Raw genomic sequence first — 10,372 nt, 5'->3', positions numbered from 1 at the left:
ACGCAGGTCACCGCCCCGATGACGGGTACGCCGGCAGCAGGTTCGTATTTCAGTTACAGCAGTATCACGCTGAGCCCGGGCTTTAGCTTTACGGCAGCACCGGGGAGCAGTTTAAGTTTGTATATCGCCAACCCGGATTGCCAGCAACTGGCGAACAGTTTTAACCAGAACCAGAACTATATTGTCACGAGTACGCCCCGTGTTGGTGGGATGCGAACAGTAGGGGCAACGCCGAACTCCGGTGACTTTGCGAACCGGAGCAGTTGCGAACTGATGCAGACGGTACAATACTTTGATGGCCTGGGGAGGCCTTTGCAAACGGTGCAGGTAAAAGGGAGCCCTCTGGGTAGTGATGTGGTACAGCCCTTCGCCTATGACCAGTTCGGGCGGGAAGCGCAGAAATACCTGCCCTATGTAACGCCAGGGAGTAATGACGGGAGTTACAAACCAGACGCGCTGAGCGGAGCCCAAAGCCAGTTCTATACGGCGCCGCCTTCGGGAGTGACAGCGACCAACAGCCCTTTCGCCATCACGAATTTCGAGCCCTCACCCCTGAACCGGGTGATAGAACAGGGGGCACCGGGAGCAGACTGGCAGCCGGTAGCGAACAGTACAGCGGGGCATACGCAGAAGATAGGGTACACGACCAATAACGAGACCCCGCTTTCCAATACCGGAAGTACGATGCTGGCAATGCTGTATACGGCCACGATCAATGCCAACGGCAGCCGGACGCTGGTATTAGGGAATGGCCAGGGGAATTATTATAAAGCGGGGCAGTTGTATGTAACGGTCAGCAAAGATGAGAACTGGGTAAGCGGCAGAAGCGGAACGACGGAAGAATATAAAGACAAAGAGGGCCATGTAATATTGAAACGGACGTTTAACGGATCAGAAAGCGGATTGCAGATCCTGTCGACGTATTATGTATATGACGACCTGGGTAACCTGGCCTTTGTATTGCCGCCCAGGGCATTGGCGGATATCGCCTTACCTTCATCGGTATTGCTGAATAACCTGTGTTACCAGTACCGCTATGACGAACGGAACCGGCTGACGCAAAAGAAGATCCCGGGCAAGGGCTGGGAGTTTACGGTATATAACCGTCTGGACCAGCCTGTATTGAGCCAGGATAGCCTGCAAAGACAAGGCAACCAATGGACGGTAAGCAAATACGACGCGCTGGGCCGGGTAATTATCACCGGACTATGGAACGCGGGCTCCGCTAAAACGTTAAAAAGTTTGCAGGACAGTATCTATGCCAAACCCCAATGGGACACCCGTGACCAGACGAATAATACCACGGCCAATCCCACAGGATACGTGCTGGGCAGTTACCCGGTACTGAGCAAGCGGTTAACGGTAAACTATTATGATGATTATAATGTCCCTAATCTTCCGGCAGGTTACCTGGTAACCAATGGCGTGAGTACCATGACCAAAGGTCTGCTGACCGCGAGTATAACGACGGTACTGAACACGATTGCCAACGATAAGCCGGACACGCTTTGGGATGTCAATTATTATGATGATAAAGGCAGGAACATCCGGAGCTATAAACAACACTACCTGGGTGGTACGGTAAACGCGGGCAACTTCGATGTGGTGTTAAACACGTATAACTTCAATGACCAGGTGACCAGCACCAACCGAAGACATTTTACCGTGGCTACAGGCGGCACAGCCAAACTGACGATCATCAACCAGTACAGCTATGACCATATGGGGAGGAAGCTGACGACCAGGGAGCAGATCCAGAACGGGGGCCAGGCGGCAGATACAAACCCGATCCTGTCGAAAACAGAGTATAACGAACTGGGACAGGTATGGAGAAAGAACCTGCACAGTACGGATAGCACAACCTTCAAACAAACGGTCACCTATAGCTATAATGAACGTGGCTGGCTGAATACCAGCAGCGCGCCGCTGTTTGCCGAGCAGCTGTATTACAATACCGGGACGAGTAAACAATATAACGGCAACATCGCCTACCAGTACTGGGGAACACCGGGTAACCTGACTAAGAATTACGCGTATGCCTATGACCAGCTGAACCGGTTAACGGCGGCGACGGCATCAACGGGGAACGATGAGAACAACATCACGTATGATCAGCTGGGGAATATCACGGGCTTAAACCGCTACCAGGGTGGCACGCTGATCGATCAGCTGACGTACACGTACCCGACGGGGAGCAGCCAGTTACAGGCGGTAACGGATGCGACGACGAACAATGCGGGTCAGAAAAGCGGGATAGCCAGCTATGCGTATGATGGTAACGGTAACCTGATCAGTGACAACAGCAAAGGGATCAGTAATATTGCCTATAACCTATTGAACCTGCCGCAGACGATCACGGGCAAGAGCACGACCTATACCTATGATGCTACCGGGCAGAAACTAAGCAGGCTGATCAGTACAGCCAAGACGGATTATATCTCCGGTATCCAGTATGACGGCACAGCGGCGTCATCCACAATCAGCTTTATCCAGACGGAAGAGGGGAGGACATTGCCTAAAGACGCCATCAGTTACAACTATGAATACACGTTAACCGATCACCTGGGGAATAGCCGGGTGAACTTTGATACGGGAACGGGAACAGCCCGGCAGGTACAGGTAGATGATTACTATGCCTTTGGGATGGAGATCAACACAAGCACAGCGAGCCCTAAAAATGAGTATCTTTACAATAAGAAGGAGCTGCAGGAGAACCTGGGTTTATATGACTACGGTGCCAGGTTCTATGATCCGGTGATTGCCAGGTGGACGAGTGTGGATCCATTGGTTGAAGTAGGACAGGAAAGTACTACCCCATATGGATATGTATTTGGAAACCCGATTAGATTAACTGACCCGGATGGGAGATATCCAGATGGGGATGATGATCCTGTCATGAATGGCGATTTTGCTGCGAGGCTAGTTAAAACAGTTATTCACGATGCAGTATACGGTCTTTTTAATACATTAAACAGGCAGGTCGGATCGCCATATAGATTGGGATATAAAACGGTAAATGGCCAGCAAACCTTTGATACCGAGATATACAAAGAAGCGCTACCAAAAACGGTTAGAGAAGTAGGAAGTCAGGCTTTAAGCACAGCTGGCGACGCTGCCATGGTTATACCAGAAGTTGGGCAAGCGAAAACATTATTTGCCAAAACAGTAACGGAAGCAACCGCAGGCAAAGAGGCTAAAAATATACTAATTAGGTTTGGTCCGGAAGCAGAGACCAAGACAGCTTTGGCTAAAGATGCTGCAAAAGCGGAGGCAGGTGGGTTTCCGCATGGAGTTTCAACACGCCTTTCCAAAAGTGGAAAGATTGGTAACTTGGATGCCAGAACCGCGAGTAAGGAAGAGGTTGAAAAAGTATTTAAAGTGGAACAAACCGGGAATGATCCGAGACATCACACCGTCTTTTTACCTAAACCGGTAACCGATGAGGCAACAGAGTGGTTTAATAATTTATTTAAACCAAAAAAGTAATAAAACATGATATTTAGTGAAATCCAGATTATTGAATGGTATGATGATATTATAAAGGCGTTTTGTATTAACGATGATACAGTCTATTATTGTACGATCCTGGCGCTTGACCCGAATACAGAAGATAAGGTGTATCTTTTTTTAAATATAAAGTATTTAAGAGGGCATGACAAATTAAGAAATATAATAGAAACTAATACAATAAAGGAAAGTTGGGCTGAATTATCGAACCTAATCCAACTTAACAAAAAAAACGAAACTTTTATTGCAAAAGCCAGAGATCTTCAGGTCGATCAAGTTCAACTATCAAAATATAAAATTAATTATAACTGGCCTAAAAGTATAATTTGGGGGGAGTTTCCCCAATTATTGCTGGAGTCAAAAAAGATCGATAACTGGTGGAGTATTGCAATTTAATCTCGTTGGCGACCGTTGACGGTGCTGAATTAAATGGACAAACTCCTATCGTTACAAGTGGTGCGCCCACTACAGTTGTTACCTCGGCTATCGCAAGCGTCCCGCTTGTGGTTTACAGGACAAGTAAGCACACACCAAAGCAGCAAATGAGCGATAAAATTAGCGAAAAGGAGTTTGTCAACTTATTAGTCAATAAATTTCCTGAGATAAGCGAGGAAGTACTAGACGAAGACTATGAAGGGTTATTAACACTGCAAGTAAGTTGTTTTAAAAGGTTCACTCAGGAGAGTATTAACAACAACGATTTACAGCGGGTATCTTTGTCCTTTGACTTTGTCAATCAGATGATCGATAAAGTCGTACAAAAAGTAGAAAACGCTTTGTACATATCTTATTTAGGGCATTTAATTATACCTAAAGGAAGCAATGTTGAGAAGATGTTACCTCACAAGCTAAAAAAAGCTTACGAGGATATACATAAGTACAACTCCTCTCAATCGCAGAATAGTAAGCTAAACAAATTCTTAGAGGATTTATAGACCTAAAGCCCAACCAAGCGTTGGGCTTTTACTTTTTATAAGCTAGCCTTGTCTTAGCATGTTGAATGAGGCCATCTATGGCGTACATGATGTGCTCTCTATCCTCATTGGGTAGTTGCTGGATAGATAATACTTTATCTAAGAGAGTTTGATCTATCTGCTTATCGGCTTTCCCTACCAGGTAGTCTAACGAGACGCTTAAGGCATCAGCAATCTTACCGGCAACCTCAACAGAAGGAATATAATCCTACAGACGAAGAATTGATAAATATCGATAAATGGAATCCAACAAACAAAAGAGCATGGGGGATTTGGAATAATGGAGAACAAATATTTGAAAAGAATTATAAAGATACAGTTATAAAATAGCCCAACCACCGCGAGCGTTATACTTTGGTTCACTGGCCAAATAAACATAGCACAAGCCCAACCACATCGGTTGGGCATTATTTTTTATAAGCTATTCGAGTCTTAACATGTTGGATAAAGCCATCTATATCGTACATGATATGTTCTCTGTCTTCGTCAGGAAGCTGTTGGATAGTTAATATTTTATCTAATAGAGCTTGATCTATCTGCTTATCAGCTTTGCCCACAAGATAGTCTAATGACACGCTTAGAGCATCGGCAATCTTACCGGCAACTTCAACAGAAGGTATAGCTTCATCACGCTCATATCTACCTATTAGGTTAGCATGCACTCCGGCTTTAATACCTAAATCGCTTTGTGATACCTTACGTTCTTTCCTGATTGAAGTTAAACGGTTGCCAAAAGTCATCATGATCGTAATGTTTCTACCCTTAAAGGTAGCTTCTAGGTAAAGACAACTTAAATGATAGTATAAATACTCAATTCGGTTTGTTATTAATTGACCTATTAAGTGTATTTGCATCGTAAAGGTTAAATAGATGATTAAGGACAAGCTACTCACAGACAACCCCGAACTGCTGTATTACATTGCAGGTAAGCTGCATATCACTATTCTGGGTGGTATTAAACTAACCGGGCTGGACAGACTGAAAGTAACCCTAAGATGATCTGTACAGATAACAAACAGGTTACCTTTCGGGATAGCCTTGATCTATACAACCATATCCAAACAGCTCAGCTTATAGACCGATCAGCAGAAACACTGGACGTAAGTACGGAAGATGTAAACCTGGTCATTAGTTAGCTGATAACCGAATTAGAGAACTGGAACTGATGGGTTACATTAAAATAGTACGTGGCAGCAGGTACATCGGTGTTCTGAACTCTTAAGCTCATCATAATATCACGCCAGGCTTCTTTTGCCATAGCACTATCAGTCCGCACATTTTTATTGCACATGCTATTACTCTATAACCACCATCTTAAAATGTGCAGTACTTCATAATGCTTACACTCTCACCCTGTCATGCTATTTGAGATCGCAAAGTCGTGCATCACGAAACCTTTCTCTGTCTTTAATAGCATTCCGCTACGCTCCATACAATTAAACTCAATCGGGTCTCATGTTAGGCTCACCTGCTTCTCGCAAACCGCTTCGAAAGTGTCACACCGTTTGAGTTCTCTCCCACCAGCCATTTATCAAACACTCCGCCACTTTCTTGTGAAGCATTCTGTGAAGCCGCTTTTTAAGCTCTCCCTCCACAGACGGTTTTGTTCGCAGGCGGCTCGCAGAGAATATTAACAATTGTTTTAAATAAGATGTTAAATATTATTGAAGGCTATTTGTTTGAATTGATAAATAATTATATTTGAAGCACCTGAACAATAGTATATGACTAAATTATCACAGTAAGAAATCCCCAGCTCTTAGCCTTCTGAAGGCCTCATTTAAATTGCATTTTATTCTTTCCATAACACGTTAGTACCGATCTAATACAGATTGATCTTGGGTATTCATTCTTAATCAAACTTTCAACCCTTTACATCATGAAGAAACTATTTCTCTCACTATCTCTATTTTTGAGCTTTTCATCATTATTGCATGCCCAATGGTTAACCAACGGGACAAATATTTACAACAGTAACACTGGTAATGTCGGTATCGGGACACAGACACCGTCCGCGAAACTGTCTCTTGGGATACCTACCGGGAATAAAAAACTGTTTATTTATGATTCTGGTGCTGATGCCAGTGGCTTTGGGCAGGGGCTTTTTGAATTTAGAATATTTGGTGCCGCATCAAGCACGAATCATATTAGTTTTGGAAAGTACGATTTACCAAATGACGGTTTTTCAGAGCAAATGCGATTAGACAATGCCGGAAATCTATCTATTGGCACTACAGACCCTAAAGGATATAAATTGGCCGTAAACGGAAGCGTCATAGCTACCTCCGTGACCGTTAAAGCAGTTGGTAACTGGCCTGATTATGTTTTCAAGAAAGATTATCAATTGCCATCGCTTCAAGAAATTAAAGCCTACATCGATCAGCATCAACATTTACCGGAAATTCCATCTGAGGAGCAAATTGCTAAGGAAGGATTGAATCTGGGTGAAATGAATAAACTGTTGATGAAGAAAGTCGAGGAGCTGACTTTGTATCTAATTGAGCTTAAGGAAGAAAATGAGCGTTTTAAGAAAAATCAGAATTTGCAGCAAATGCAAATTGATCAATTGAACAGTTTATTAGGCCATAAAGAGAAAAAACCTGTTGGCAGGTAGACTATAAACGAGGTATGTTTATCGAGTACGCCATTTAATTTTTTTTTAAAAATGAATTATTTATCTAAATATGCTGCCATTTACGCGGTTGTTACACTCTTGGCTATCCAGTCTTTGGCTCAATCGTCTGCTCCTGACTTTAACAGCAAGATTATTCCTTTATCCCCGGCAATGGCCACCTTTCAGCGGTTTGGTGATTATCCGGTAGACTATTCTATGGGTCTGGCCCAAATTAGCATCCCCGTTTACACCATCCGGCAGGGGAGTTTCAGTTTCCCGATCAATATTAATTTTCATGCATCGGGCAGAAGGAGTGCGCTGGACTTTTCATCCATGGGGGTAGGGTGGGCATTAAATGCCACTGGCTATATTTCCAGGGAAATCCGTGAACGCCCTGATGATTTATATAACAACGGGTTGGAAATGACAGTGGATCAGGTATCCAACAATCCGGATTATACACAGGGAGTTATTTCGATGTATAATACCCTCAGGCCAGTTGATATGATGATACCCAATCCGCCGGGTGTAGGCAGGGCATCTCGCGGAGATGCGGAACATGATATTTATAGCTATAATGTTAATGGTATTTCGGGGAAGTTTATTATCGATAAATCTGGTAAAATTGTCCCGTTAACATTCACCAATTTAAAGATATCTGGTTCAAGAAACGGCCCGTTTGTGATAACTGACCCCAATGGTATTATCTATAATTTTGACATTAATTCGAGTTCAAATGAGTATACCACGCTAACTATCGATGGTTTTCAGGGTAATTACCTGACGGGATTGTATCTTTCCAGGATAACCTTACCATCAGGACGTAACATTTCTTTTGCCTATGTAAACAGGTGGACAGATGCTTCTGGCGACAATATCGTATCTCCCTATAGTTCGTCTTCTGTGCTGCTTTACCGTGATAAGATTTATACCGCTTCAAATAATTCAACAGGCACCAGTTATGGCACAGTTACCAGCAATTACTCCACCAGGAGTTACATGATTTGCTATCTGCAAACCATTACTTTTTCTGAGGGCAAAGTTAATCTCAGCTATGATAATACCAATCTGTTATTAAACAATATCAGTATTGTCGACGTGAATAATAATTTAACGGAAAAGTCAAATTTTACCTATGTCGCTACTCCCGGAACACTGAGCAATCTTTCAAATAATAATGCGGTCTCTTTAAGTACGGTGTATAAAACGGATGTCAATAATAATGTTGCTGATAAATATAGTTTAACCTATTATGATAATCAGCTCACTAATTCTGACCAAGCGTTCAAATACATAACAACTTGCGATTGGTGGGGCTATGTCAATTCAAATGGCAATAAGTTCCCGGTAGATATATCCCAGGGGCAAGAGTCGGTTGAGGTTGCCGGATATGGTTGCAGCAACTGTAAAACGCCTGCGTTTCCTAACAAAGTAAGCGGGATGCTGAAAACAATTACCTATCCTACGGGAGGAAGTACAGAATTTGATTACGAACCCAATTATTATGGAAACAATACCGAAGGACCCGGTATCCGAATACAAAAGATTATATCCGACGACGGCTCCGGAGTTAATAAACTGACCAGATATTTCAAATACGGTGAAAATGAAAACGGGAATGGTTTTTTACCTTGTCAGCCAGACCCGATGGATTTCCGGTCAGATCAAACGGTGCTGGATTATCAAAGCGGCGGTGGTGGCTGTTCAACCTGTTTTGTGGGCTCTCACCGGGAACGGGTCTATACCACCAATCCGGTTGCGGGAATGGCCGAAGCATATCAAAAGCCCATCTATTATTCGGCAGTAACGGAATACCAGCAATCGGCGCTAGGTGCCAGTTTGGGTAAAACAATATATCACTATTCATTGCCACAATTTGACTTCAGCAGTAACCCGCCCAAGTCTTTTAGGGAAAAATATTGGACTAACAGTAAACTGACCTATAAAGAAGTTTTCAAGTACCGCAGCCAACAAAATGATTATTTTAAAATTGAACAGGAAGGAACAAGCTATCAGACCTTTAATTATCTAAGCATCCCTCAGATCAGGATGTTCAGGAATATCAAAATACCTTACGATGATAACGGTAACAGTTTCCGGACAGCCGAGGAAAGTTATATCCTAACCAATACGCAACAAGGAGGTCCATACATAATATATTTCGTAAAAGATTATCCAATTGAAACGGCGGTTGAATTGCCAATCGATCAGACTAAAACAACCTGGGACGATTCAGGTAATACCCTTACGACTGAAACTAAATTGTTTTATGATAATCTTGTGCATTTACAACCTACACGAACGGAAACTTTTTTGAGTAAGGACGAAAAGTTAATTGTTGAAACCAAATATCCCAGTGACTATACGTCAGCCAATCCGGTTGGTGACATATGGAAAGGCATTGTCAATATGAACGGCAAAAATATAATTACACCCGTAGAAAGAAGCCAGTACCGTAGCGCTGTTGCTGGAACAAATAAACGTTTGATCTCATCCCAGTTATTAGCCTACAATCCGTTAACAGCAACCGCTGATAGCATCATGTTAGTTGAAAGCGCTGTTTCTTTAACCGATTTTACACCATCTGCGATACAATCGGGTACATTTGTGAATGACGGACGTTATCGGACACGGTATATTTTTGATAAATATGATGACGAATTGAATCTGTTGCAAAAACATCAAAAATTCGGAAGCAGTACAGTTTATGTATGGACTTACAACGGGAAGTATCCAATTGCTGAGATCACGAATGCCACTTATAATGATGTTGAAAGTGTATTGGGCGGAGCAACCGCTGTTAAGTCGTTTCGGGATAATACGAATCCTACTGATGCCGCTGTTATTAACTTTTTATTGCCACTGAGGAATTCTGCTCTTTTAAAGAACGCTCAAGTGACAACCTATACCTACGATCCCCTGATAGGTATGACAAGCATGACAGATGCCAAAGGCGAGACGACGTATTACGAATATGATGGTTTCCAGCGGCTGATGAATGTAAAGGATAAAGACGGGAACATTCTGAAACACATGGACTATCACTACCAGGGACAATAAATAAAGCAACCTACAAAGACATTATCACGATGAATCATATCAAGATCCTGTTTATGGGCTTAAGCCTGCAGCTTTTAGCCATAGGCATAAAAGCGCAGACGCAGGTCACCGCCCCGATGACGGGTACGCCGGCAGCAGGTTCGTATTTCAGTTACAGCAGTATCACGCTGAGCCCGGGCTTTAGCTTTACGGCAGCACCGGGGAGCAGTTTAAGTTT

Annotated in this window: 9 protein-coding genes; 7 read left to right on the top strand and 2 right to left on the bottom strand. The window is 43.2% G+C overall.

What is annotated here, in order from left to right; genetic code table 11:
* From ACTJKG_RS27670 to ACTJKG_RS27660, 3 genes are all read left to right on the top strand, one after another.
* A partial coding sequence (locus tag ACTJKG_RS27670) for a DUF6443 domain-containing protein (protein ID WP_440741025.1) occupies window positions 1–3,486 on the top strand: 3,486 nt, incomplete at its 5' end.
* A 6-nt stretch (window positions 3,487–3,492) separates the two neighbouring features.
* Window positions 3,493–3,903 (top strand): hypothetical protein, encoded by a 411-nt coding sequence (locus ACTJKG_RS27665; RefSeq protein ID WP_440741024.1) that lies wholly within the window; start codon window positions 3,493–3,495, stop codon window positions 3,901–3,903.
* 5 nt (window positions 3,904–3,908) lie between these two features.
* Complete coding sequence (locus ACTJKG_RS27660; protein ID WP_172338422.1) at window positions 3,909–4,442, top strand: DUF7674 family protein; 534 nt, start codon at window positions 3,909–3,911, stop codon at window positions 4,440–4,442.
* Between the two features lie 446 nt (window positions 4,443–4,888).
* Here the strand turns inward: ACTJKG_RS27660 and ACTJKG_RS27655 are convergent, their stop codons facing one another.
* Window positions 4,889–5,224 (bottom strand): helix-turn-helix domain-containing protein, encoded by a 336-nt coding sequence (locus tag ACTJKG_RS27655; protein WP_440741023.1) that lies wholly within the window; start codon window positions 5,222–5,224, stop codon window positions 4,889–4,891.
* A 127-nt stretch (window positions 5,225–5,351) separates the two neighbouring features.
* Between ACTJKG_RS27655 and ACTJKG_RS27650 the strand changes: the two genes are divergently transcribed.
* Window positions 5,352–5,480, top strand: coding sequence for a hypothetical protein (locus ACTJKG_RS27650; RefSeq protein WP_440741022.1), 129 nt, complete (start codon window positions 5,352–5,354; stop codon window positions 5,478–5,480).
* 133 nt (window positions 5,481–5,613) lie between these two features.
* Here the strand turns inward: ACTJKG_RS27650 and ACTJKG_RS27645 are convergent, their stop codons facing one another.
* Entirely contained in the window at window positions 5,614–5,772 is a 159-nt protein-coding gene (locus tag ACTJKG_RS27645) for a hypothetical protein (protein WP_440741021.1), read from the bottom strand.
* 588 nt (window positions 5,773–6,360) lie between these two features.
* Here ACTJKG_RS27645 and ACTJKG_RS27640 point away from each other — a divergent pair.
* From ACTJKG_RS27640 to ACTJKG_RS27630, 3 genes are all read left to right on the top strand, one after another.
* Window positions 6,361–7,095 (top strand): hypothetical protein, encoded by a 735-nt coding sequence (locus ACTJKG_RS27640; protein WP_440741020.1) that lies wholly within the window; start codon window positions 6,361–6,363, stop codon window positions 7,093–7,095.
* 51 nt (window positions 7,096–7,146) lie between these two features.
* Window positions 7,147–10,155 (top strand): hypothetical protein, encoded by a 3,009-nt coding sequence (locus ACTJKG_RS27635; RefSeq protein WP_440741019.1) that lies wholly within the window; start codon window positions 7,147–7,149, stop codon window positions 10,153–10,155.
* Between the two features lie 29 nt (window positions 10,156–10,184).
* A partial coding sequence (locus ACTJKG_RS27630) for a hypothetical protein (RefSeq protein ID WP_440741018.1) occupies window positions 10,185–10,372 on the top strand: 188 nt, incomplete at its 3' end.

It is taken from the genome of Mucilaginibacter sp. 22184, from assembly GCF_052045695.1.
Lineage (GTDB): Bacteria > Bacteroidota > Bacteroidia > Sphingobacteriales > Sphingobacteriaceae > Mucilaginibacter.
The sequence above is the reverse complement of the archived record's forward strand: the minus strand, read 5'-3'. Positions and strand labels throughout refer to the sequence as shown.

Excerpts from the sequence above, each read along its gene's own strand:
- ACTJKG_RS27655 (WP_440741023.1), bottom strand. The coding sequence starts at position 5,224 with ATGATGACTTTTGGCAACCGTTTAACTTCAATCAGGAAAGAACGTAAG.
- ACTJKG_RS27645 (WP_440741021.1), bottom strand. The coding sequence starts at position 5,772 with ATGTGCAATAAAAATGTGCGGACTGATAGTGCTATGGCAAAAGAAGCC.
- ACTJKG_RS27665 (WP_440741024.1), top strand. The coding sequence starts at position 3,493 with ATGATATTTAGTGAAATCCAGATTATTGAATGGTATGATGATATTATA.
- ACTJKG_RS27635 (WP_440741019.1), top strand. The coding sequence starts at position 7,147 with ATGAATTATTTATCTAAATATGCTGCCATTTACGCGGTTGTTACACTC.
- ACTJKG_RS27640 (WP_440741020.1), top strand. The coding sequence starts at position 6,361 with ATGAAGAAACTATTTCTCTCACTATCTCTATTTTTGAGCTTTTCATCA.
- ACTJKG_RS27650 (WP_440741022.1), top strand. The coding sequence starts at position 5,352 with ATGATTAAGGACAAGCTACTCACAGACAACCCCGAACTGCTGTATTAC.